This window comes from Vibrio cidicii (genome assembly GCF_009665415.1).
Lineage (GTDB): Bacteria > Pseudomonadota > Gammaproteobacteria > Enterobacterales > Vibrionaceae > Vibrio > Vibrio cidicii.
Map to the genome: position 1 here is coordinate 1445592 of NZ_CP035921.1, position 25055 is coordinate 1470646.

Sequence of the window (25055 nt, forward strand, 5' to 3'; positions counted from 1 at the left end):
AATCCGTTTAATAAAAGCCAATGTGAGTAAGCATTTATCTATTCGGTAGCTATCTGTGCTGTAAAGATCTGCGCTACAAAAAACATCACACCATGCTACGTCGCAGCATGGTGTGATAACACGATTAACTCTATATTGGCCTTATTCGACGATCACGCCGCCATCGGTGCCGTAATCAATCGCCAGTTCAGAGGCTTCAAGCGTAAACGGCTGAACACACATGGTTGCCGTGGTGGTGGTGGTGTTAGCCATCACTTCGGTCACAGCTTCGGACAAACCTTCACAGTTTAGCGAGTAGGTATCGATCTGCTGCTCTGAATCCCACTGTTTATTGATGTTGCAGTAACCCGATGAATATCCATCTGCGTAGAACACTCCCTCTTCAAACAGCTCTGGCGTACCATCTCCATTAAGATCAACATCCGCATTGAACTCAGCTTCCAGAGTATTAAGATCATCAATGGCCGCAAGCTCTAAGGTATTTCTATTTTGCAGATTGGTAATCGAATCTCTCAGCCATTGAACATCCGCCTCGCTAGCACCATTAGCCAAAGCGGTGTCAATTTCTGCTTGATAGTTGCTGATATTCAGATTGTTCATATCAATCTGGTTTTGATGTCCATTACGATAGCTATTGAAGGTTGGATAAAGATTACTGTAAGCGTTTAGCAACAGCTCGTTGGTTGTCCCCGCTACCCAGCGGCTGGTTTCGTCGTCCCAGCGATACTGATTACTGAAGCTTACGTCTTCATTGGTCAGCTCGGTACAGGTTTCACTCGCAGAGGCAACCAAGCCCTCTTGCACGGCAATTTCATTGAGCGCAGCATCGAGATATTTGGCTGGCATGGCGCTGCCATCTGTTTCAACCCCTTTCTCTAACACTTCGATAAAGAAACCATTGATGGTATTGCCGCCAACAAACGTGTTAGCACTACCTTCCAAGGTATCTAAGAAGGCTTTGGCGTAGTTGTTCTCTTCCTGCCAAGTACTCACATCCAGCACTTTAATGCCCGTATCCACGCTCTGACCGGTATTTGGATCCCAGTAAGTAATGTTGCGCATGTACCAACTGTTACGCTCTACTTCTTGATCCTCGTCGGCACTCACATGCGCGACACCCATCAAGACAGAGGCATTCCAGAACATACGGCTCGGTCTATCTTGCTCTTCATCACTCCAGTCAGAAGAGAAAATTTCAATCTCTTTGGTACCGAGTTCAATAAAAGCACTGTTTTCGCCAGCCTCATACTGCTGATATAGCCCTGCAATGGTATCGTGACGATACAGATGCTCGACCACTTTTCCTGGCTCAGCCATATTGCCAGTGTCGTGGTCATCTTGGTTGGCTTGAGGGTGTAGATCAGTCTCACCAGTGCCATCTTGAATTCGCCACACAGGTACCAGCAGCGCCGCAGAGGCTTTGGCGTTAGTCATGTTGCCCGTTAAGACACCAATTTCACCATTGTCCAACTCCAGCCCGTCGCCTAAAGGGCCAGAATAGCCAAACAGACTTGGTAAATGCAGGCCTAGGATATTCCCAGTCAGCCCCAGTGCTTCGGCTGGCGTCTGCACGCCGTCGGTTTCAGGATCCCAATCTTTCTCATGTTCTTGGTTGAGAAGTGAGAGGGCGATAGGCGTTTGTGCATTCCAAGTCGCAGAGACCCCTTTGAGCGCGACTTGGTGCTCACCTTCAGTGAAGGTGACGTAGCTGACACTGGTTTCACGCAAACCACCTTGCGCATCATAAAACTGCGCTTCAACTCGGTATTTACCGGGCATGAGATTCACCGATGCCGTTGGCGAGCTGGCACTGAGCGAAGCGGCCACTGCAAAACGCTCTTTCATGCCGTTGTTTGGCAACTCATAGCATTCCAACTCTTCGTCGCCAACCATCACTGTTTGGTTTTGGTTTTCCGATTTATAGTTTTCCTCTTGGCAAAAACGGTAGGCATCGAGCATATCTTCTGCTTCCGATAAGCTGCCCACATACTGGTTGCGATAAAAATCGACCTCGATTTCACTCGCGCTACCAATCCAAGAGGCACCCGCTTCAGGTGCAGGAAACTTGGCTGCTAGTTTTACCGAAGCAGTTTTCTGATCTTGCGTCGCATCGGGGGACGATGCTACTTGGCTCTCGCCGTTACAGCCTGACAAGCCGATTGCAGCAGCGACAACCACTGCCAATGGTTTAAGTGTGAATAGAGTTTTCATAGTTCTGTCCCTGCCAATTATTCGACAATAATTCCGATGTTTCCTGAAAATTCGAGTACCGAGAAGGCGAGATTTTGCGTTGTCGCCTGACCTTGGTTATCCGTGACCGTGACGCTGGCTTGATATTCGCCAACCGCTAAGCTTTCGGCTGCAATGCTGGCAGTGTTGCCATTGACCGTGGCCGATACGCCCGTGCTAAACGTCCACACGACTGTTGGAGCGTCGTCGTTATCGTCACTCACGCTGACACTGAAGTTAATCGCATCCGGGTTGCTGCCCGACTCATTCGCTTGCTGAATTCTTGGCGTTGCTGTCAACGAAAGAATTTGCGGCGCTTTGTCTTCGACCACACTCACGGCCAACTGCGATTCGCTGCTCAAACCAACCGCATCGGTCGCTTTTAGCGTGATCACATAGTTGCCTGCACTCAAGCTGTTCGCCGCGATCGTTGCTTGCCGCTTGTCTGCGGACAACGCCAGTGCGCTGCTCATATCTTGAGCGTCTTTCGCCATAGTCCAATCCAGCGTTAGGCCTGAGTCGCCATCGTCATCCGACACGGTCGCCGTCACAATCACCGCCTCACTGTTCATCTGGCCTTGCAAAACCGTGATCTTGGTGGCGCTACTGCTGAGCGCAACTGACGGCGGCTGATTGGCCAGCACAGTAAATGCTACCGATTTGCTGCTCACGTTTGGCGTAGCTGCCGTATCGGTGACGGTTAACGTCGCCTGATAACTGCCAACGGGGATGGTATCGGCCGCCAAACGAATGGTTTGCCCTGGCGCATCGCCCAGTAGAGAGGTGACATCTTGCTCGTCGCTGTTGACTAGGCTCCAGCTCAGTTGCAGTTGATCACGCGCGGTAAAGTCATCACTCACTAACGCTGCCAGCGTAATCAGTGCCACGTTGTTCTGCCCGTTACTGCCGACAGAGCTTGGGTTAGCACTGAGTACTTCAATCACTGGCGCTTGATCTGCCACCACATTGAACTGGATGTTGGCCGAGCTCGAGAGTGGCGTGTTGTGATCGTCAGTGACAGTCAGTGTCGCGGTATGTTCGCCAACTGCGACCGCAGCGAGATCGCACTGCGTCGTCGTGCCACTGCATTCACCACTCCATTGATAGCTGAGCGTGTCACCGTTACCATCACGCGCAATGGCGGTGATAATGCCTTGATTACCTTGCTGGACTTTAATCGTTTCTCCAGCAGAGTAGCGGGTATTGCCGTAATCAAAACCGATGATTTGCGGCGCGATGTTGTCGCTATCACGCACGGTAATGGGGAAGCGGCGTTCTGGATTAACGCTGCCAGTAGTACGGGTTTGTCCATCATCCGCACTAATCACTAGCGTTTTCTCACCAATCGAACTGAAGGTAATGGTCGCTCGCGTACCACTGCGCTCAATGGTGCAATTGTCATCGCCTTCACACTCGATGTTGACCGTCACAGCATCACCATCAGGATCGGAAACCGACCAACGTAGATCCGCGCTTTCATCGATTTTCATTTGCGAAGGCGTGCGCAGTAGCGCCCCAAGTAGCGGTGGCTGGTTGGCTTTGGTAAAATCCAACGTCGCTTTTTCTTCTGCGCTCGTTACCGTCGCGGTTTTGTTCTGCCCAAGGGCGCTGACCGCAAGTTCACTGTCACACAATACGCTTTGGCTGTAAGCACCGTTGGCATCGGTGTAGGCATAGTCCTGACCACGCGCGTGACTGATGCGTACGTATTGATTGGCCACTGGCGTGCTACCATTGGATTCAAGCGTACGCCCCTCTAACGTACATGCATAAGGGTTGACCAAGACCAGTTCGGGTAAGTCATTACAGCCACCACCGGCCGTGAGAGTGGCTGGCATCTGCACATATTCTGTCTGCCAAGTTTTCTGGTTGTAGACTGGCAGGGACCACAAGGCCCCATTGGTCAGATCGGCAGAGGTACCTGATACCAAAGTGTTAATTTGGTACGCGCCATCTTCGATATAGTGCCATTCCGTTCCCCCATCAGGTAGGCGCACGCTGATCTGGCCGAAGAATTTTTCACCGTTCTGGTAGCTGACTTTACCTTGCAGACAGATATTGGTATTGACGCCCGTTTTGATCGGCCAGTCCAAGTTGATCCACTGAATCCACTGATTGGCTTGGCTGATCTCCACTTTAACGTACAGTTGCAATGCTTCTTGGCCCGTTAGGCTAATGACGCCCTGATCGTCAATCGGAACGTCCGTGCTACTGGTCACCACATTGCCTGCCGCATCATTGACCAACACCCCATTACCGACGTATTGCCAACCTTGCCCACTGCGATAGACGTAAATCGGGATCTGAATACCGTCTGTGGTTAAATCAAAATCGCGCTGAATGGTTGGATAAGAGCCTTTCGGCACCATCATCACTATTGATGGGCTTTCACCTGCCGACGGTTGAACATTGGTCAGTGGTAATGGCTGCTGGTTTTCATCGGTCAAGCGAATTTGGCTAAAGGTGCTGGAGATCAATCGATAGCTTTCATCGCTGTCTTGGTTATCAAAATTGACCCCTTGCCCTTGATTGTCCGTAGTCCCTTGCCCTTCAAACTCGCCTGGGAAGCTTTGGATATCATTAGCATTACTCGAATCGAAGTAAGCGACTTCACTGTTAATGACATCAACATTCGGGTCGATATTGGCCACTGGAAGATTAAGCGCAAGCTGCACATCTTCATCGGCGGCAGGAGAAACCTCGCCGACCACGACCCGCTGCTGTCCTTGGCTATTTTTCACCAGAGAAAAACGCAAACTCGGCACGCCATTGGCCGACACCACGACAGAACTAAGATCAGAGCGTTTGACCGTGTTGACCTGAGCGGTAGCCAAGAGCACATTGACCGAGATTCGATTAGATTGATCGTTAACGTCGATACTTTTTTCGTTTTCAACAAACCCTGATTTCGCCACTGAAACAACCAAGCGACTGGCTTTATGGGCGTCCGCTTTGATTTCAGGAACGGAGATAGAATAGAAACCACTGTCATCACTTTCGGTACTCAGTTCCACCAATGACTGACCATCACTGCTTTGGAACTGAACCGTAACGCTCGATTTGGCGACGGGTTGTCCGCTGCTTGATGTCACTTGACCGGAAACGATTTGAGTACTGATGGCACGCACTTGGGTAACTGGGTCGACTGGGTCTGGGCTGGAGCTACTGCCGCCGCCATCCCCGCCGCCACAGGCTGAAAGTGCCGCCGCGATAAGAGTGCTTATTACGGTGCGACTGAAGGTTGTCATATTAATCCTACCAATGACTGTATTGATGATTTTGCAACTAGAATGAATGTAGACGATATATTTGTCATATGGATTAATTATTAGACAGAAAGACTATTTCATGAATATTGCGTAAAAAAATGTGAGATTGGGATAAGTTTGCTTGCAGTTATCGAAAGTAAGTCTCAATTCACCTGAGTAGGAACCACGTTTCATCGTGGATTTGCCCTGTTTCCTCGCCTACGCTTTTTCTGCTAAACTCGGAGCGCATTTTTAACCTATGGCGGAAGATTTATGATCATCGTAACTGGTGGCGCTGGCATGATTGGCAGCAATATTGTTAAGGCCCTCAACGAGATTGGCATCAATGATATTTTGGTGGTAGACAATCTAAAAAATGGTAGAAAGTTCAAAAACCTGGTTGACCTCGACATCACCGATTACATGGATCGTGATGATTTTCTTACCCAAATTATGGCGGGCGACAATTTCGGCCCGATCGAAGCGGTGTTCCACCAAGGTGCTTGTTCGGCAACCACCGAGTGGGACGGCAAGTATATGATGCTCAACAACTACGAGTATTCAAAAGAGTTGCTGCACTACTGTTTGGATCGCGAGATCCCATTTCTATACGCCTCTTCTGCGGCGACCTACGGCGAAACCTCGGTATTTAAAGAGGAGCAGGAGTACGAAGGCGCACTGAATGTCTACGGTTACTCAAAACAGCAGTTTGATAACTATGTGCGTCGCCTATGGAAAGATGCGGAAGAACACGGTGAAAGCTTATCGCAAATTACCGGTTTCCGTTACTTCAATGTTTATGGCCCTCGTGAGCAGCATAAAGGCAGCATGGCCTCGGTGGCTTTCCACCTGAACAATCAAATTCTTGCCGGTGAAAATCCCAAGCTATTTACGGGAAGTGAGCTGTTCAAACGCGATTTCATCTACGTTGGTGATGTGTGCAAGGTGAACTTGTGGTTTATGCAAAACGGTGTCTCTGGCATCTTTAACTGCGGCACTGGCAATGCAGAATCATTCGAAGAAGTGGCCAAAGCGGTGATCAAACATCATGGCAAAGGGGAAATCGAAACCATCCCATTCCCTGAGCATCTTAAAGGCGCTTACCAAGAATTTACCCAGGCCGATCTCACCAAATTGCGCGCTGCTGGCTGTGATGTCGAGTTTAAGACCGTCGCCGAAGGGGTCGCGGAGTATATGGCGATTGTGAATGGTTAGGAGCTAGGTTGCGAGGGACTAGGTTGATAGATTTCTAGGCTCTAGGCTCTAGGCTCTAGGCTCTAGACTCTAGGCTCTAGGCTCTAGGTTCTAGGTTCTAGGTTCTAGAGTTCTAGGTTGATAGGTTTTGCTCTTCCTAGGGCCTAGGTCCTGCTCTTCCTAGAAACCTGCTTTTCCTAGCACCTGCTCTTAAAAAAATTAGTATGACAACTGAACGAAACGACTTTGACCCTAAAGCGCACAACCCCACCTTTCAGTGGGGTTTTCTTGCGCCTAAATATTGGGGAATATGGCTTGGCCTTATTGTAGGCTTGCCGATTGCTTTGCTGCCCATCCGTTTGCAATATTGGATTGCCAGTAAAATCGCTAAAACGCTTGCCAGTAACCCACCGCGTACTGTGCACAACATCTGGGCCAACTTAACCTTATGTTTTCCGGACAAAAGCGATAGTGAGAAAGAAGCCATCTTGTTGGAGTGCCTAACTACAGCAGGGGTCTTTCTACTCAACTTTCCGCTCATCACCCTCTTTGGCAAACGCTATTTAGAAAAGAGCTGTTCAATAAAAGGTCTAGAGCATTTACAAACGGTTCGAGAACAGGGCCACAACGTTATTTTACTCACGCCACATACTTGGGCGATTGATGTTTTGCCAGTACTGCTCGCCTCAAAAGGCAGCCCCGTGGTAGCCATGGTCAAAGAGCAAAAAAACCCGGTTGGTGATTGGCTGATGCACAGGCAACGGATGCAATTTGGTGGACGCATTTACGAGCGCAGCGCCGGAATAAAACCTTACATGAAATCGGTGCGCGAGGGGTATATCGGCTATTATCTTCCTGACCAAGATCATGGCCGTGAACAGAGCCTGTTCGTCGACTTTTTTGCTACGCAAAAAGCCACCTTACCGGGTTTAGGCAAACTGGCTAAAGTGAGTAAAGCCAAGGTACTGGCTGCCTTTACTCGCCTCAATACCGAAACTGGCAAATATGAAATCACGATTTCTCCGGTGTGGGAGAACTTCCCAAGTGGCGATGAACACGCAGATGCCAGAGCCATGAACGTCTTTATCGAACAGCAAGTCTCTCGTTATCCAGAACAGTACATGTGGACGTTCCAACTTCTGCGTACGCGCCCCGATGCCAACGAGCCAAGCCCTTACTACAATGAAGATTTAAAGAAACCGGCGGTAAAATCATGAAGATCTTAGTTATTGGCCCTTCATGGGTGGGCGATATGGTGATGTCGCAGTCACTTTACACCACACTTAAGCAGCAACACCCTGATGCGCTGATTGATGTGATGGCGCCAGGCTGGTGTAAACCCATCTTAGAACGCATGCCTGAAGTGAACCGTGCAATTGAAATGCCGCTTGGCCACGGGGAGTTTAACTTGCTGGGCCGTCGTGAAATCGGTAAGTCGCTACGCGAGTTTAAGTACGATCACGCCTACGTTTTGCCTAACTCGGCCAAATCGGCGCTCATTCCTTGGTTTGCCAATATTCCTCTGCGCACAGGCTGGCGCGGTGAGCTGCGTTATGGCCTGCTCAATGATTTACGCCCTAATAAAAAAGCCTTCCAGTATATGGTCGAGCGCTACGTGGCGCTGGCTCATCCACGAGCGCAAATGGTTGATTCCGCCTCGCTCGGCGGCCTGGAAACGCTGCCTCGTCCTAAGCTTTCCATCGATGTCGAAGCGCAGCAACAAACGCTGGCGAAGTTCGCGCTCTCGACACAAAGCAAAGCCATTGGCCTTTGCCCTGGCGCTGAGTTTGGCCCGGCAAAAAAATGGCCAGAAAATCATTATGCCGAAGTCGCCCATGCCATGTGCCAGCAAGGCCATCAAGTATGGCTGTTTGGCTCGCAAAAAGATCTCGACACCTGCAACGGCATTAAACAGCGCGTGCCGAGCGCGTATCATGCTCAAATCCAAGTGTTAGCCGGGCAAACCAGCCTTATCGAAGCGGTGGATCTGCTGGCAGCTTGTCACACGGTGGTGAGTAACGATTCAGGCCTGATGCATGTCGCCGCGGCGGTTGGTTGTAATGTAGTGGCGGTGTATGGCTCGACCTCGCCGAAATACACTCCACCGCTGGCCGAAAAGGTCGAGATTGTGCATACCGATATTGAATGTCGCCCCTGCTTTAAACGTGAGTGCCAGTACCAGCATCTCAAATGTTTGTCGGAACTGACACCAAAGCAAGTGTTAGACAGCATTCGTAAACTCGATGCCATTGCGGTGAGCGCATGTTAGTGCGACTGGTCTATACGCTGATTCTGGCCCTTGCCGCGCCTTTGCTACTGTTCGGCTTGTATCGCAGCAAAGCGAGTAAGCCAAAGTTTGGGGATCGCTGGAAAGAGCATTTCGGCATCACGCCCAAACTTGATGGACAAACGAGACCACTGTGGATCCATGCCGTCTCTGTCGGTGAAAGCATCGCGGCGATTCCACTCATCAAAGCCATCAAAGCGCAAACCCCAGAGCAACGGATTGTCGTGACCACCACGACGAGTACCGGCGCAGAACAAATCGCAAAATTGGGGAATTTAGTCGAACATCGCTATATGCCGATCGATTTTGCTTTTGCCGTCCGTGGTTTTCTTAAAGCGATCAACCCCACCAAGATGCTGATCATCGAAACCGAACTGTGGCCCAACACCTTAGCCACCGTGCACAAAGCCAATATCCCGATTATCGTGGTCAATGCTCGTTTATCAGAAAAATCTCAGCAAAACTACGCCAAAGTGCAGCCGCTATTTAACCTGATCCACCCTTGCTTGGGTAAAGTTCTTTGCCAATCCCAAGCAGACGCGGATCGTTTCGCCAAACTTGGCGTCGCAACAGAGAAACTCTGCGTCACAGGTTCAATAAAATTCGATATCCATATCTCTGATGAGATCAAACGCAAAGGCGCTGAATTGCGCGCTCAGCTTGGCCAAGACAGACCTATCTGGATAGCCGCGAGTACCCACAAAGGCGAAGATGAACAGGTGTTGGCCGCACATCGACAAGTACTTGAATCGCACTCCAATGCGCTGTTAATTTTAGTTCCCCGCCACCCAGAGCGTTTCGATTCAGTCTTCCAACTGTGCCAAGCACAAGGGTTTGAAACGATAAGGCGCACGCAACAGCAAGACGTTACCGACTCAACTCAAGTTTACCTGGGCGACACCATGGGAGAGATGTTGGTCTTGTTAGGCTCAGCTGATGTCTGTTTTATGGGCGGAAGCCTGATTGGAGACAAAGTAGGCGGGCATAATGTGTTAGAACCAGCAGCGTTGGGAGTCCCAATCATTACCGGGCCGAGTTTCTTTAATTTTAAAGAAATCACCGTAGAATTACAGCAAGCCAATGGCATCATTGTTAGTGAAGGCACTAACATCGCTCTCCATATAGCTCGCCTCCTACATAACAACTCATTGTGTTGTAAACTCGCGAAATCAGCATATGGAGTGGTACATAATAATCAAGGTTCACTTGCTCGTACTTTGTCTGTGAGTATGAAACTGTCAGTCACTACGGATTCAACAATATGAACGTGTTCTTAGTCACATCACCATTTCAGTATATTTGTGCTTGTGAAGCCAAGGCCCACTATAAAACCAAAGAAAACATTCTAATACTAGTAAACCAAGAGTCAGAACCTGGTATTACCCAACAAAATAAACTCGTTAATTTTTCTGAATGGGATTGCGTGATAACAATCGGTCGAACTTCTCGCAGCAAACAGGTACCATCGGTTATACGAAAAATCAGGAAAATGGCACATGGTCGTGTCATTGATCACTTTTTCCATGCAGAATATAATGCTTGGCGTACAAAGCTAATTTTACGAAACTTAGACATTGTTAAAGAAGTCTATTTTGATGATGGAACATTAACAATTAATGAGTATGAAGAAGTTATTAGACCCAAAACTTGCTATTACCGACCACGTCTAATGCCTGACCTTATGACTCGACTTAGAGGTTGCCAACCAGTTGGTAAAATGCCTCAATCTACTAACCTTGAATTATTTACGATTTTTGATATTCCATCACCTATACATCACATTGAACGAAACACCTTTGAACACTTAAAAAGTCAATATAACCTAGAATCACTATATGATCCAAATGCTCCAATAGGATTTATTGGACAAGGGGCTATTGGCCATAAACGTAGAAAAACAATAGCAAGCTATATAAAGGAAGTATCGTATTTTCAGAAGAAACTAAACAAACCTATATTATATTTTCCACATAGAACAGAATCAGAAGAAGTTAGAAAGAAAATATTAGCACTAGATAATGTTACTTATCATCATAGTGAGCTACCACTCGAGATAGAACTTATTGACAAGCGAATTCATTTATCAGCTCTTGTTGGTATACTTTCAACGGTACAATACACATCGTTAATATTGTACCCAAATATGCCAATATTTAATCTAGAAAACAACAACTTAAACCAAGACTACAATCTAGATGAGCATGTGAAGCAGAGGGAGAGTCGCATTGCGAATCTATTCACAAGATGCGGTATTGAAAACATAACCATTGAATAAAATAAGGCTGCATATTCAATGCAGCCTTATTTTTATCCAGAAAAAGAGAAATATAGAGCTATGATTCTGAACTACTCTTCAATCAAATCAAATCGTAGTGCTGTTCCTCTAGCGATGTTTGTTTTCGCTTTTTTCCCCAAAACTTCATCATAATACTTAGGCGCTAAGCCAAAGCCAGGCCGAATACTGCGCACATGCTCTTCGGTTAATATATCCCCAGCTGCAATATCTTTTACCACATACAGCGAACGGCGGAATTTTACATTCCCTTTTTCCGCCTCTGTGCGTTCGTAACTCACTTTACCTAACGCTGACCAAGCGGTCTTTGTATCTCGGCACAATGCTTGAAGCTCATGCGGCTCTAATGAAAAGCTATCGTCGGCACCACCACCATTTCGATCCATCGTCACATGTTTTTCTATCAAACAAGCCCCAAGCGCCACTGATGTCACCGCCGTCGCATTGTCTATTGTGTGATCCGAAAGCCCTGCAAGAACATTAAAACGCTCAGCAATATCTGCAATTGTTCTGAGATTATATTGATCGGCAGGCGCTGGGTAACCACTCACACAGTGAAGTACCACGAGTTCCTGGCAACCATTCTCTTTCGCTGTCTTGATAGCCTCTGCAATCTCCACTTCGTTTGCCATGCCTGTTGACATGATCATTGGCTTACCCGTCTGTGCTACTCGCTTAATCAAGGGCAAGTCTATCAACTCGAAAGAAGCGATTTTATACGCTGGCGCATCCAGTTCTTCTAAAAGGTCAACCGCTGTGAAATCAAACGGAGAGCTAAATATGGTTATGCCTAGCTGTTTGGCTTTATCAAAGAGCGGCTTATGCCACTCCCAAGGCATATGCGCTCCCTTATAAAGTTCGTACAGGGTCTGACCATCCCATAAGCCTCCATGAATTTGGAACTCCTCAGAGTCACAATCCATAGTGATTGTTTCATGGGTATAAGTTTGTAATTTGATCGCATCAGCCCCCGCTTTTTTTGCTTCTTCCATAATTTGGAAAGCACGGTTGATATCGCCATTATGATTAGCGGAAAGTTCTGCAATAATATAGGGAGGATAATCCGGACCGATTTTGCGGCCGTCAATGGTTATAAATGGCGTCATTTTTGCCTCAATCAATGGGTTGACGGATATAAGTTTCTTCATCGACTTGTTGGTAGTCGGCTTTTTGGAACAGTCGTTGTGATGCAATGTTGGCTTTCAAAACAGTGGCATGAAGTGTCACATCGGGATGGATTGCATCAATTGCTCGTAGCGCTTTGTACGCTATTCCTTTCCCATAATTCTGCGGATCAACAAAAATGGAGACAAGATAATGTCCTGGACGCATTCTATCTAAACGAACGGCACCCACTTTTTGGCCTTCATTAGCTCGCTCGACAACCATATAGTAGTAGTCTGTAACTGAGCGTAATTTTCTCGACATCCAGGCATGATGTTCATCCCACGTTGGTATATTTGGCGTTAATGCATGTTTTCTGGTCTCTGGATGGCACTGCCATTCATAAATCAATGCAATATCTTCTGGTAACGCCCGCACCAAACTGATCCCTTCTTTCTCTTCTCCTAGTAACTGTTCGATTTCAAACACGACTCGACGAGCGCCCCGTCCATCACAAAGCGCTAAATTGGTGTTTTTGATCTGTGACCATTGCTTTAGCAGCTTTTGGTACTCATCGGCTAAACGCTGAGGGATAACATCGATATCGACTTGCAAGGCCGCATGGCGCTTGACGAGCTGCTGGCAGATTAGCTGTTGATTTTCAGCTAAGGGAATAATAATGCTGGGTAAGCCAAGACAAGCACGCTCCCAACTGGTGGTGCCTGGTGCACCAATCGCCACATCATGAGCCAACATTAAGCTGGCCATATCTTCGACAAATTCTTGATGCGTGACCTGCGAGTGCAAAGCACACCACACTTTCACTTTATGAAAGTGAGGTGCTCGCGGGGATAAGAGCACAGTAATTTCAGCGTCTATTTGTGGATGACACAATGACTCAAGCACTTTTAAGGTGGCATTGGGGGCGTCAATTCCGCCCATCGAAACCAGTACTTTAGGACGGCTTTCTGACAACGCTCGGCCGAGTGCGGCTTCTCGCTGACTCGAGAAACCTCGCTGCAACAAGGCATACTCACTACCAACCAGCACGCGTGTTTTTGACTCGGCATAAGCGGCTTGCTCACGTCCCAACGTTTGATCCAATATCAGATCCGCTCGATGGTGCCTTGCTAAATCGTCAATGGCAAGCAAGCGACAACCGAGCGATGCTTTGACCCGTTTCTGCCAAGGTTCTCCAATCGCATAGTGATCGGTAATGACCAGATCTGCCGCGGACACGGCCCTTAAGAAATCATCCGCATCGGCATCCACGCTCTTTTGCAGCCACGCCTCATAGTCGGCATCATGCGCGGGCTTCATCACTTCTCGAGGCTCGGGAAGAGCCAAAACGTCAAATCCTCGCTCCAGGATAAACGAACGCATATCTCCGGTGAGTGGCGTGCAAGCGAACAGAATTTCATGCCCTTTGCGGCGTAACTCATTAGCAAGTACCAGGCAACGCATCACATGCCCACTGCCGATCAATAAAGACGCATCGACTCGGAAAACAACCTTCATGACTTACCCTAACTTTGTGACTTAACGAGTTTCAAGGCAGTAAATAAGGATTCGGCGAACTCCCAGTCCTCAAGTGTATCGATGTCTTGAACACGCTTTCTAGGAAGAAGCACGATTCGAGAGTGAGGTGAAAAAACAGAACGTTTTTCCACAAAGGCATCGGTCTGCCCCCAATAAAACTGCCCTGCATCATGATAGGCTTCCTCAAGATCTTGTGATCTTACTTGCTCATTTTCTGGTGCAAACATCGAAACGCCACCGTCTTGACCCAGTTTGATTGCACGCTGAATGGGGAATGGGAACGATGTTGCACTAAAGACAAATTGCACTCCTGTCTCTTGCAATAGAGCATAGCCTTGCTGCAAATCTTCAGGTCGCACGAACGGCGCCGTTGCGTATAAACAGCAGACCGCTTCAATATCCCAACCTTCCTTTTGACACCAATGAATCGCATGAGCCATAACGTCCATCGTCGTCGCATAGTCGTCAGAAATGTCTGTCGGCCGTAAAAAAGGCACCTCTGCCCCATGGGCCTGAGCGACCTGGGCAATTTCAGCGTCATCGGTTGAAACAAGAACTTTATCAAAACAGCCAGAGGCCAAGGCGGCTTCAATGGAATAAGCGATCATCGGCTTACCATGAAATGCTTTTATATTTTTTCTAGGTATACGTTTACTCCCGCCTCGTGCGGGAATGATTGCAATTTTCACAGCTTAGATTCTCACCTTTATACCATGTGCCTTCAAATAGGCTTTAGCTTCATTTGGTGTTTGTTCAGTAAAGTGGTACATCGCGGCAGAAGCCAATGCATCAACTCCAGACTTTTCGAAAGCAAGCTTCATATCGTTATAATCTTTTGCCCCGCCAGCACCAATAACAGGTATATCAACCAAATTAACCGCATACTCGAGCAAATCATGATCATAGCCACCTAACGTACCATCTCGCTCGATACTCGTAACAAGTAACTCACCGGCACCATTAGCTTGAGCTAGCTTTGCTGCATCGGCTAAAGTAATCCCTGCCTGCTTTTTACCAGAGTGAATAAAAACTTCATACTCACCATCAATTTTCTTCACATCAAGAGAAACAATGATGCATTGATTACCAAAGACCTGAGAAGCCTCTTGAATTAGCGACGGATTTTCAATTGCTACAGTGTTCAAAACAACTTTATCGGCTCCAGCTAAAAGCACTTTGCGGATCTGTTCAACAGACTTTATACCACCTCCCACAGAGAAAGGCATAAAACACTCGTCTGCAATATCGTGAATTAGCTGATAGTCTGGCTCACGGCCTTCTTCTGTAGCCTTAATATCGAAGAAAACCAGTTCATCAACATTTCGCATATTGTATATCTTGACAGTTTGAATCACAGAACCTGTTCGACGCCAAGAGTTGAATGCCTCTCCTTTTACCAGTCCGAAATCAGAGTAAAGCATGGTTGGAATAATGCGACGTTTTAACATAGTCAAAGCTCCAAAAAATTTTTCAATAATCGAAGGCCTGCTTGCTGACTCTTTTCTGGATGAAACTGAGTGCCAAACACGTTATTCTTTCCAACAACGCAGTTAAAGTTTTCTCCGTGTGAAGAGGTGGCAATGACATTTTCTGAATCCACGCTACTAAAATGATAACTATGAACAAAGTAGAAATCCGTTCCTGATGGAATTCCATCAAAAAGCACCGAACTACCATCATGCTCTACACTATTCCAACCGACATGAGGAATACGAATGTTCCGCTCTAAAGACTTCATGCGTATTATTTCACCAGGAATAAGGTTTAGCCCTTTTGATTCACCATGCTCATAACCAAGTGTCGACAAAATTTGCATGCCCAAACAAATGCCGAGAATTGGTATTTCGTCTTCAATAGCAGAATCAACTATAGCTTGCTCCAATCCTCTATTTCTTATTTCCTGCATTGCTTTAGCAAAAGATCCAACACCTGGTAACAAGATTTTATCAGCGATCATAATGTCATCTGCTTTTGTAGCGATGACAGGTTCATATCCACAAGCTGAAATGGCCCGAGCTACCGAGCCAATATTTCCCATACCATAATCAACAATTGCAATTGTCATAAGCGCCCTAGTTATCGTAGTTAAGCTTGATTAGGTTACCTTGTACATCTCGAACCAAGTTGCCTTTTCTATCGGTTTTAAACAGTTTCTTATTCGTGAATCTGTCACAGATCTCATCAAACTCTTCTTTTGATAAGTCAATCTCTTTCAACACGCTCTCTAGCGATCTATTTAGATACACAGAAGGATACGCACCATCGTTGTGCTTTAGAAAATCAACGATATCTTTGCGCGCCAGTCGGCCACGACGGATATGGTTATTGGCTTGATCTGTAGCACGGCCAAAACCATATTTAATATACTTAAAATAGTCGTGTATACGGTGATAATAATTATCTAAGTTTTCGTAGTTAACTAAACTACCTTCCGTAGGGGTTGGATAACTCTCAAAACCATATGCTTGAGCTAGCAAAGTATTGTTATAGCCATCCCAAGGGAAATAATAGCCAAGGAAAATACCAGTGACACCGACTCGTTTAAGATCTTCGTCTGAAGGATAAAAATATGGAATTAGATCTTTTCTGGTAATGCCATCTTGACCAATAAGGTCTGATACACGCATACCAAGCATCCCCCCAAACTCTTCCAGCCAACGACGATCTAATACGTTGTTTTCAGCAGCTGCCGCAGGGCCACCGTATTCATGCTGCGAGTTTTCACCCCATACGATCAAAGGGATGTTTTTTTCAACAGCAACCTGAATTGGGATCGTGAAGATAGTAACGTGTTCAGCCCATTGAATATCACCAACTTCTCTTAGTGCCAAGCGAGATAGTTTTCTTCTTACCTTTGGATTTGGAGTGACATTTACATGATCAACACCAAGACGTTTTAAGTTTTCTAAATTTCTTCGACCAAGCTCGGAAAGAGAATCTGTTTCTGCGGTAACACAAAGCGGATTTAGCCCAGCTTGCAATACTTTAATTACTTGATAAGTACTGTCCTTGCCACCGCTAACTGGAATAATACAATCATAGTTTGAACCATCGATAGATTTGTAACGCTCAGTGATCTGCAAGAATTCTTGTTTACGTTCAACCCAATCAATTTCTGTTCTATTTTCGAAATTGATGCAAGCGCTACATTTGCCTTCTTCATTAAACCACAAATCTGGTTTAGTTTCGGGATACATACATGAAGTACAATACTTAATTTTTTTCATAATAACTTATTACATTAGCTGTTTAGAATGTTAGTAAGAGCCAAAACGACTTCATCCTGCTGCTTTTCAGTCATAGCATGAAACATCGGTAAAGAAATCGCTTCTCTGTAATATTGTTCAGACTCAGGAAAATCTCCCTCTCTGAAACCAATTTTTTCATAATAAGGTTGAGTGTGAACAGGAATGTAGTGCAAATTCACCCCAATCCCCCTATCTCTCAAAGCGTCAAACACTTCTTTATGTGTCAAAGATAGCTTATCTAACTGCAACCGGATCACATAAAGATGAAGACCAGAGTAAGTATTTTCCAATTGATACGGCAATACCACAGGTAACGCCTTCAATAACTCATTATAACGCTCTGCAAGGAGGTGACGTGCGTTAACAAAGTTCTCCAAGCGGTTCATCTGAGAAACACCCAGCGCCGCTTGAAGCTCTGTCATACGATAGTTAAAGCCCAAATCGATCTGCTGATAGTACCAACCGCCGTGGCTCTCACCGTCCATTTGATCAGGATCTCGGGTAATACCATGACTACGCAGCAAAGTCATCTTATCAGATAGGGCTTTCTGGTTAGTCATGACAGCACCACCTTCTGCAGTGGTCACAATTTTCACTGGATGGAAACTGAACACCGTGATGTCTGAGTATTCACAGCTCCCTATCGGTAAGCCTTGATATTTGCCACCTATAGCATGCGAAGCATCTTCAATGACTTTGAAGTTGTACTGTTTGGCTAATTTTGCAATCGCTACCATATCGCATGGCTGGCCGCATAAATGCACCGGCACAACGACTTTTGGCAGTTTACCTTCAGCTTTCGCTTTGATTAGCTTTTCCTCAAGGCGCCTTGGACACATATTGTAAGTGATAGGATCAATATCAACGAAATCGACCTTTGCACCACAATACAAACCACAGTTTGCTGACGCTACAAAGGTGATAGGAGAAGTCCAAAGCCAGTCCCCCTCACCTAACCCTAGTGCAAGGCAGGCAATATGTAGGGCCGACGTAGCGCTGTTCACCGCCAAAGCATAACTGGCACCTGTATGCTCGATAAGTGCTTGCTCGAATGCCGGCACTTGAGGCCCTTGGGTCAGAAAATCCGACTTCAAGACATCAACAACGCTGTCAATGTCTTGTTGATTAATATCTTGCTTACCGTAAGGAATCACAACTGTTCTCACACTGTAAAGTTTGGATCAACGTGCTCTTTAATTAGCTCGCGTAGGCTTTCAATACTTTCCCACTCTGTGTTAGTACCTGAGTTGTATTTAAAACCAAACGGTACTTTTTCAGCTTTGTGGTGATCTAGATACTCTTGTTCCGTATAGGTGAACGATACAGAGGGCAGAATTGCGTAGTATTTACCAAGATCGATCGTGTTGAGAGAGTCTGTATCTGTAATCATTTCTTCATGCAGTTTCTCACCTGGACGAATACCAACTACTTTAGTTTCACACTCGGGGGCGATAGCTTCAGCAATATCTAAGATTTTGTAAGATGGGATTTTGGGTACGAAAATTTCACCGCCTAAGTGATTTTCCAAAGCATACATAACCATATTCACGCCATCTTGCAGTGAGATGTTAAAACGCGTCATCTCTTCATGAGTGATTGGTAATACACCTTCTGAACGTTTGTTCAAAAAGAACGGGATCACTGAACCTCTAGAGCCCATTACATTACCATAACGTACAACGCTAAAACGGATATCTTTCGACCCCTTAATATTGTTTGCTGCTGTAAACAATTTATCTGATGCGAGTTTCGTTGCACCATAAAGGTTAATTGGCGCACACGCCTTGTCTGTAGACAGAGCTACTACATCTTTAACACCGCAAGTCAGCGCCGCGCTAATAACGTTTTCAGCACCATCTACATTCGTTCGAATACACTCTGTTGGGTTGTACTCTGCTGTATCAACTTGTTTAATTGCAGCAGCATGGATGATCACATCAACACCCTCGCAAGCTTGGATCATACGATTACGATCGCGAACGTCACCGATAAAAAAGCGTAATTGTGGATAATCTTTCATTGGATACTGTTGCTTAAGTTCAAACTGCTTAAGCTCATCGCGAGAAAAAATGATTATCTTCTTGACATCCGGATAGCTGTTTAAAATTGTTTTAATAAATTGCTTTCCAAACGAACCTGTGCCGCCTGTAATTAGTACGGTTTTGTGATTTAACATACATACTCCACTTCAAAAATCAGTCAGAAAGGTCAAACTATGGCAAGCTTTTTCAGATCACTTAGTATAGTATCAACGTATTGCTTCGCCATAACCTTATCATCAAACATTGACGCATATTTGGCATCGTGAAACTTCTGTCGGAAGTACTCTTCGCTTGATGGATTAACACAACCAGGTATTGCTTTATTATCGATCCAAGCTAATAATGAATCCAGCACTTCTTCACGACAGAAGCTTGGCATTTGTACCAATTCATCAAATGACGATAGAGTTTGGAATTTGTGTACATTAGGCGTTTCCGAAAACCAAGTATCTCCCATTAAGATCGACTTCTTCTCGAAACACGCAGCTTCGATACATGCAGTTCCTGTTTGACTAGCCGTTAGCAACGCATTACGAACCAAGATTTCTGACTTGATTGATGGGTCCACCATATGAACATTTGGAATATCACTTAATACTTTGTAAAGATAAGGACTTTTTCCTCTATAGCCGGGTAACATTCTCGTAAATTGGGAATAGTGCTCTTTGACATAAATGGGGATGTGTGATGGAACAAAGTTTCTTAAAGCTATAATCGCATCATAAGGTTGATAAAACAGCCCTCCATCTGGATTTGATGTTCTCTCCGGCTCATAATGAAGAGGATAATAAACATAATCGACATCTAGAGGTAATGGCTTAACCAAACTTAGATATGCTTGCTCTAATCGAGAATGAATTTTATGAACAATCAGCTGAGAAAGAATAGTTCTCTTGTTATTTTCATAGAAAAAGTAATTATTAATTGCATAACTATTGGTTTGTTTTATTTTCTTAGAGTATTTAATTCCTTTTCCAAGCAGTTCAATATATTTTATTAGTCCCAATTTCTCTTTCTTGATATCATATTTTTTTTGATTAATCATATAAAGAGGCTCTTCAGGCGTATTGGAAAATGACAATACATAATCAGAATAAACCTCTTTAAATATATCAACAGATTTATTATTTACCCTTTTGACATTCAAGGTAGTACCATAAAAATCTGTACATACATGCATAAGAGGTGCAACACCCGACTCCATCAGATGATAGCGAGGGATATTAAGCATCTCACAGATTCCATAAAGAACCATACCGACTGGAGAATGGGGAGCCTCAGAAGCAATAAAAGCCTTAATCTCACTAGAAAGGATAAGATCATAATAATAACTAAACCAAAGATAAAATACAGCTTCTCTCTCAAGCCTAGGATATCGTCTCAAGTCATCTTGTCTATCCATGATTTTATATACTTTATCTTTCAATATAAAAAATCGTTTATCTTGTAATACTTCTTTTCCAGGTATATATTTAAAATTCCTTTTATTTAATACCCCTTTATTAACTTGGAAAAAGTTTTCGACATGAACATCAGGAAATATTTTAATCGCATCTTTGTCTAGCTTTGGATCACCTAGCCAGACTTTAATATTCAACTCATTTTTCTTCAATTCATCGGCAACATCAAGCCAAACGCTCCTTCCCGCCGGGACATAGATCACATTAACCATAAAAAAATCTCAAATTGATGTTGTTTCTATATAATTCACTAATATAATAAATATATTATATCACGCATTGTATTTAATGTCATCATGAACATTTTTTTAGTAACTTCTCCATTTCAACTAATAAATGCAATTGAAGCTAAGAAAAAATTTAATTGCAAAGACAACATTCTTATTTTACGGGATGAAAAATCAAATTTAGGAAAATCACAAATTGATTACATCCTAAGTCTAGATAGTTGGGACTATGTTATAAAACTAGGTCGAATAAATAAATTAATCTCACTAGTTTTTACCATAAAAAATGCAAATCAATAATAAAAAGAAGAGAAATAAATAATTTTTCTTCGCTGACTATTCCGCATGGAGAACAAATGTTTTATTAGAAAACTTACCAGAAAAAATGAAATAATGATTGACGATGGTTTATTAACTGTTAGAGAATACAACTCAAAAATAAAGAAAAATAAATGTATAGAATCGGTAAAAATACAATCCACTTTTAAGATTATTTAATTTAAAACCACCAAGGAATATCTACCAATCAAATAACCTTAAAATATTTACCTTGTTTGAAATTTCAGACAATAGAGTAATTAAAAATGAACTATCGTCATTATCTAGAAAAAAACCATCCAATAGAAAATAAAGATTTTATTGTTTTTATAGGTCAAGCAAGAACAAATGAAGCTGGAATGTATATAGATGACTATACTAATCTAATTTCTAAAGTCACCAAGAATAGAAAACCTACTACTTCCCACACAGAAATGAAAGTGCTAGCCTAGAAAAAATATATCAATATTGAAAAATGTAATATATTGCCATAATAGCCTTCCCATAGAAGCCGAGTTAATTACAAAAAAAATCACCCCACAAGAAATATATGGTATTGGTTCTGCAGCTTTAGTAACACTTTCTCATACATTCCCAAAATCAAAAATATACAATATTAATGTAGAAATATCTCTTTATATTAACAAAGCTTACGGAAATACTTTTAAAGAAGTTAATCATTCAATTCCACTAAAAACTTTAAATTATCCAAAGGATTTAAAATAAACCATTTCGTATAATATTACTATATGTGCGTTAAATATACTTATCGCGATCGCAGAGAAAAATAAAAATGACTTGCCCTTACAATAAAATATAAGAACAAGTCTCTTTTAAACTACTTACTAAATCGACTGATCTGCTCTAAGGCTTGCTGCAGATAGGTAAAATTCGGTTGTTGATCTTTCAACTGGCGATTGCTTTTGTCCATAAATTGGTACTGGCCACCGCCATTTACTTCTAGGATATTGTCTTCGGTAATAATGGCATAACCGCTGTAGTTAGAGGAAATGATCCAATCACGTTTTACTGCATCACCGAGTAAATCTTCGCCAACCGAGTAATCTTTCACATCATTGGTCACGCCGAGATAGTGCTTCATCAACGTCGGCACAACATCTTGGTGACTGGTGAGCGCTTCGGTGCTCCACTGCATTTTCGCCACATCAACGCCAGGGCCAAAGATGGCAAACGGCACGTTGACCTGCGCATCGGTAAAGTTGCTGTTGTGCCCCCAGAAGTTCAGTTTGTTGTCGTTCATCTCTTGCCCGTGATCACCGGTAATGATCACCAAGGTGTTCTCCAGATCGCCACTCTCTTTGAGTTTATCGAGCACTTTAGCTGCCATTGAATCGACATAACGCACGCTGGTTTTGTAGCGATTGAAAAATGGCGTTGGATCCGTGTCGTTGTTCAGCTTGAGATAATTCACCTCTTTGAGCATCGGTTCGTATTTCGGCTCAAAATCTGCAGGGAAATCGTAGCCATGTGGCGCATCGTAAAACAAGAAAGAGAACGTTGGCTTCGACTTATCACGTTGATCGTACCAAGCTAACCAATCTTGAGTGAGGTCAGCATCGAGCTCAGAGGGCCAATTGCCTTTTGAGCCAATGCGTAGGTTTTCCACTTTGGTGAAAACCGTTTGGTTGAACTCCGGTTTACGCAACTGAGCGGCAGTAAAGATACCTAATTGGTAATCCAGAGCCTGTAAGCGATCGATCAGTACTGGGCTTTGTTGGTTTGCTAAGAAGCCATGCCAGTAGGTGCCCGGAATGCCGTAGAAAAGACCAAAGATACCTGTACGGGTCGCGTTGCCTGTCGCGATATGGTTATTGAAAACCACACCCGATTGAGCATATTTCCACATATTGGGGGTATTTTCTGCATTAAAAGTGTCTGCACGCCATGAATCGACCACCAGCAGCATGATGTTAACTGGCTTTTCGACTGGCAGGGTTTGCAGCGGCGCTAAAGGATAGTTGAGATCGTTTTTACGCTTAAAAGCCAATGCCTTCTGTCTTTCCAACGCTTCTTCATCCACCCAACCGCGTTTACGCATAAATTTATCCGCCGTGGCAGGATAGAACAGCGGCAGATAGCGTTTGACGGTCGTCACAGGCTGATAGGCATGCGCAGCCGCCCAAATATGAATGGCGTTGGTCGCCAGTAATGCCACGAAGGTCAAAAGCGCGAACTTACGCCCTAACTTCAGCTTGCGCACTGGCGCGCCAGCTTCTAGCCAGCGAATTACCCCCCACTGCGCCGCCAGCAGAATTGCGACACCACCTACCACCATTAACCAAGTGATCAACGGGAAGCTAACAATTTGTCCCGACATCACCAGTTCAAGCACCACGGCATTGATATGGAATCGATATTGCGCAAAGACGATGGTATCAATAAACAGCGTCGCGACGCCGAGTGAGGCTATCAAAGCTTGTGTACCGTTACGCAACGATTGAGGTAGCAGCAGCGCTGGAATGGCAAGCAGACCAATCAGCGCAGCGAGCAAGGTCATTTGCCCCCAAGTGCCCGCGAGAATAAAGGTGATACCTAACGGATCGCTCGGAAACTCAGGTAAAAACGCGAAAAAACGGCTGGCGATGAGCATGAGCACTAGGGCGTTAATCAGAATAAACCAGCCGTGAGCATGCAGCTTTTGTTTGAAGGACATTGACTATTTCCTGAAACGTAATAATAAGTTATCGGACGCTTTGGTAACCTTGCAGCAAGGCTTGAAAGTCATCGCGCTGCCAGTGAATGTTTCGTTTCACTAACTCTTTGTTAAATGAGCGTAGTAAGCGGGCTAAGTTCGCTTGTTTCCACGCTTCTCCTGGCTGTGCAAAGCACTTATCAAAATCGATAATCCATACCTTTTGCTGCTCATCCAACAGAATATTATGGATGTTCAGATCGGTATGATTGACGCCCACTTGGTGCATCTTGGCAATTTCGACCCCAATTTTATGATAAAGCTCCGCACTCAAGTGGGACGCTTGTAAAAGAGCGACTAAGTCTTGCGCGTTAGCAATTCGTTCACTAAGCAAATCCGCTTGATAAAACGGCCCTTTTTTTACCGCTCGAGCGGCAATCGGCCGAGGGACATTGACGCCCGCCGTGCGCAGTTGGCTCAGAAGCTTAAACTCGGCCACACTGCGAGTCTTATCCCAGCCAGTGAACCAATAGCGATCTTTAACCAACTTACCAAATAGGCCACCACGGCGGTAATGGCGCAGCGCGGCCTGTCTATCATCTAGCTGCACAAACCACGTAGTGCCGCGACCAAGAGCACTCCCCAGAACAAGGTTGTGTTGCTGCCAATAGTCGGCATCGAATAGCGCTAAGGTCGGGGCGGCGACGATCTCTGCGTCATAGCAGAGATAGGTATCACCAATTTGCTTGCGTTGTATCATGTTCACCACCAGTGGTAACTGCCGATGATGTACAACCAAGTGAATCCGGCAAATGTCAATGCAACCAAAACGGCCGCCGAGCCGATATCTTTCGCCCGGCCACTGAGTTCATGATGTTCCACACCTATGCGGTCAACGACAGCTTCAACAGCGGAATTCAGCAGCTCGACTATCAGTACAAGGACCACCACTGCCAGCATAGTAATGCGCTCAAGCACGGTCACATCCAGCCAGCAAACCAACACAATTGCCGCCAGTAGCAAGGCCGATTCTTGACGTACCGCCGCTTCGTGTTTAAACGCGGCTTTCAATCCTTGAATCGAATAGCCTGTCGCTTTAATAATCCGTTTGACACCGGTATTCCCCGGTTTGCCTAGATTTTCCTGAGTCATAAAAGGTACTGCCTTGTAATGTCTGCGCGGTTTTTAAAGAGGCTCATTTTACATTTATCTC

21 protein-coding genes are annotated in these 25055 nt (G+C 45.0%); 7 read left to right on the forward strand and 14 right to left on the reverse strand.

Features of this window, described 5'->3' with window-relative positions; all coding sequences use genetic code 11:
• Window positions 1–141 precede the first annotated feature (141 nt).
• Window positions 142–2211 (reverse strand): hypothetical protein, encoded by a 2070-nt coding sequence (locus tag EWA64_RS07560; protein WP_061895776.1) that lies wholly within the window; start codon window positions 2209–2211, stop codon window positions 142–144.
• A 17-nt stretch (window positions 2212–2228) separates the two neighbouring features.
• Complete coding sequence (locus EWA64_RS07565) at window positions 2229–5477, reverse strand: carboxypeptidase-like regulatory domain-containing protein (RefSeq protein ID WP_061895775.1); 3249 nt, start codon at window positions 5475–5477, stop codon at window positions 2229–2231.
• 273 nt (window positions 5478–5750) lie between these two features.
• On the opposite strand from EWA64_RS07565, the gene rfaD reads away from it, so the two are divergent.
• The 5 genes from rfaD to EWA64_RS07590 all read left to right on the forward strand — a co-directional run bounded on the left by rfaD (window position 5751) and on the right by EWA64_RS07590 (window position 11233).
• A complete protein-coding gene (gene rfaD / locus EWA64_RS07570) occupies window positions 5751–6692 on the forward strand; it encodes an ADP-glyceromanno-heptose 6-epimerase (protein WP_369435822.1) in 942 nt (313 codons plus the stop codon).
• 203 nt (window positions 6693–6895) lie between these two features.
• Complete coding sequence (gene lpxM, locus EWA64_RS07575) at window positions 6896–7888, forward strand: lauroyl-Kdo(2)-lipid IV(A) myristoyltransferase (RefSeq protein ID WP_061895774.1); 993 nt, start codon at window positions 6896–6898, stop codon at window positions 7886–7888.
• Window positions 7882–8940, forward strand: coding sequence for a lipopolysaccharide heptosyltransferase II (waaF, locus tag EWA64_RS07580; RefSeq protein ID WP_061895773.1), 1059 nt, complete (start codon window positions 7882–7884; stop codon window positions 8938–8940). The genes lpxM and waaF overlap by 7 nt, the downstream gene beginning before the upstream one ends.
• Window positions 8934–10223, forward strand: a complete 1290-nt coding sequence (gene waaA, locus EWA64_RS07585) for a lipid IV(A) 3-deoxy-D-manno-octulosonic acid transferase (RefSeq protein WP_061895772.1) — start codon at window positions 8934–8936, stop codon at window positions 10221–10223. Before waaF ends, waaA begins: the two co-directional genes overlap by 7 nt.
• Window positions 10220–11233, forward strand: a complete 1014-nt coding sequence (locus EWA64_RS07590; protein ID WP_061895771.1) for a hypothetical protein — start codon at window positions 10220–10222, stop codon at window positions 11231–11233. Before waaA ends, EWA64_RS07590 begins: the two co-directional genes overlap by 4 nt.
• A 71-nt stretch (window positions 11234–11304) precedes the next feature.
• On the opposite strand, the gene pseI is transcribed toward EWA64_RS07590, so the two are convergent.
• From pseI to EWA64_RS07635, 9 genes are read right to left on the reverse strand one after another with little or no spacing between them, the layout of a single operon-like run.
• A complete protein-coding gene (pseI, locus tag EWA64_RS07595) occupies window positions 11305–12357 on the reverse strand; it encodes a pseudaminic acid synthase (RefSeq protein ID WP_061895770.1) in 1053 nt (350 codons plus the stop codon).
• A 7-nt stretch (window positions 12358–12364) separates the two neighbouring features.
• A complete protein-coding gene (gene pseG / locus EWA64_RS07600) occupies window positions 12365–13873 on the reverse strand; it encodes a UDP-2,4-diacetamido-2,4,6-trideoxy-beta-L-altropyranose hydrolase (protein ID WP_061895769.1) in 1509 nt (502 codons plus the stop codon).
• An 8-nt stretch (window positions 13874–13881) separates the two neighbouring features.
• Complete coding sequence (gene pseF / locus EWA64_RS07605) at window positions 13882–14583, reverse strand: pseudaminic acid cytidylyltransferase (RefSeq protein WP_061895768.1); 702 nt, start codon at window positions 14581–14583, stop codon at window positions 13882–13884.
• Between the two features lie 3 nt (window positions 14584–14586).
• Complete coding sequence (hisF, locus tag EWA64_RS07610; protein WP_061895767.1) at window positions 14587–15342, reverse strand: imidazole glycerol phosphate synthase subunit HisF; 756 nt, start codon at window positions 15340–15342, stop codon at window positions 14587–14589.
• 2 nt (window positions 15343–15344) lie between these two features.
• Window positions 15345–15959, reverse strand: coding sequence for an imidazole glycerol phosphate synthase subunit HisH (gene hisH, locus EWA64_RS07615; protein WP_039546224.1), 615 nt, complete (start codon window positions 15957–15959; stop codon window positions 15345–15347).
• A 7-nt stretch (window positions 15960–15966) separates the two neighbouring features.
• Window positions 15967–17121: an N-acetyl sugar amidotransferase gene (locus EWA64_RS07620; protein ID WP_080721529.1), complete on the reverse strand. Its 1155-nt coding sequence runs from the start codon at window positions 17119–17121 to the stop codon at window positions 15967–15969.
• Window positions 17122–17135: 14 nt separating this feature from the next.
• Complete coding sequence (gene pseC, locus EWA64_RS07625) at window positions 17136–18308, reverse strand: UDP-4-amino-4,6-dideoxy-N-acetyl-beta-L-altrosamine transaminase (RefSeq protein ID WP_170320361.1); 1173 nt, start codon at window positions 18306–18308, stop codon at window positions 17136–17138.
• Window positions 18305–19318, reverse strand: coding sequence for a UDP-N-acetylglucosamine 4,6-dehydratase (inverting) (gene pseB / locus EWA64_RS07630; protein WP_061895766.1), 1014 nt, complete (start codon window positions 19316–19318; stop codon window positions 18305–18307). Before pseB ends, pseC begins: the two co-directional genes overlap by 4 nt.
• A gap of 32 nt (window positions 19319–19350) precedes the next feature.
• Window positions 19351–20856 carry a hypothetical protein gene (locus tag EWA64_RS07635; RefSeq protein ID WP_061895765.1) on the reverse strand — a complete coding sequence of 502 codons (1506 nt, stop codon included), beginning with the start codon at window positions 20854–20856 and terminating at the stop codon, window positions 19351–19353.
• Window positions 20857–21455: 599 nt separating this feature from the next.
• Between EWA64_RS07635 and EWA64_RS07640 the strand changes: the two genes are divergently transcribed.
• Both EWA64_RS07640 and EWA64_RS07645 read left to right on the forward strand, forming a co-directional pair.
• Window positions 21456–21641, forward strand: coding sequence for a hypothetical protein (locus EWA64_RS07640; protein WP_369435823.1), 186 nt, complete (start codon window positions 21456–21458; stop codon window positions 21639–21641).
• Between the two features lie 16 nt (window positions 21642–21657).
• Window positions 21658–21915, forward strand: coding sequence for a hypothetical protein (locus tag EWA64_RS07645; protein WP_139045730.1), 258 nt, complete (start codon window positions 21658–21660; stop codon window positions 21913–21915).
• Between the two features lie 112 nt (window positions 21916–22027).
• Here the strand turns inward: EWA64_RS07645 and EWA64_RS07650 are convergent, their stop codons facing one another.
• Genes EWA64_RS07650 through EWA64_RS07660 form a run of 3 tightly spaced genes read right to left on the reverse strand, consistent with a single transcriptional unit; the run spans window position 22028 to window position 24994 of the window.
• Window positions 22028–23863, reverse strand: coding sequence for a DUF3413 domain-containing protein (locus tag EWA64_RS07650; RefSeq protein ID WP_061895764.1), 1836 nt, complete (start codon window positions 23861–23863; stop codon window positions 22028–22030).
• Between the two features lie 28 nt (window positions 23864–23891).
• Complete coding sequence (locus EWA64_RS07655) at window positions 23892–24602, reverse strand: 3-deoxy-D-manno-octulosonic acid kinase (RefSeq protein ID WP_061895763.1); 711 nt, start codon at window positions 24600–24602, stop codon at window positions 23892–23894.
• A gap of 2 nt (window positions 24603–24604) precedes the next feature.
• Entirely contained in the window at window positions 24605–24994 is a 390-nt protein-coding gene (locus EWA64_RS07660) for a diacylglycerol kinase (RefSeq protein ID WP_061895762.1), read from the reverse strand.
• Window positions 24995–25055: the final 61 nt, after the last annotated feature.